Source organism: Salinimicrobium oceani (assembly GCF_012037645.1).
In genome coordinates this window covers 1-432 of sequence record NZ_JAAVJR010000713.1, presented here as the reverse complement: position 1 = coordinate 432, position 432 = coordinate 1, and the positions used below count along the sequence as shown (strand labels likewise).

Genomic DNA, 432 nt, shown 5'->3' with positions numbered 1-432 from the left:
GAGAACTGAGAACTGACAACCGCAATGCACATAGCCTTCCTCACCTCCGAATACCCCCACCCACGCACCAGCCCGGCAGCAGGGATAGGGACCAGCATAAAAAATATGGTTACTGCTCTGGCTAAAAAAGGAGTAGATATCTCTGTTTTCGTCTATAGCCAGAAGGAAGATGCAGTCTTTATAGAAGAAGGAATAAAATTTCACCTGATAAAGCATCGAAAATTTAACCTTTTTGGATGGTATCTGCACCGTAAGTTCCTGCAAAATTATCTCAACAAATATATTGCTGTAGATAAAATAGATGCCATAGAAGCAGCGGACTGGACAGGGATCACAGCTTTTATGAAGCTTCGTTGTCCGCTGGTGATCCGTTTTCATGGTAGTGATTCTTATTTCTGCAAACTGGAGGACCGACCACAAAAGAAAAAGAAC

The 432-nt window shown here is 42.8% G+C and carries 1 protein-coding gene; it reads left to right on the top strand.

Going from position 1 to position 432, the window contains the following annotated elements:
- Positions 1-24: 24 nt before the first annotated feature.
- Positions 25-432: glycosyltransferase (locus HC175_RS19020; protein WP_168139742.1), on the top strand; the 408-nt coding region annotated here is incomplete at its 3' end.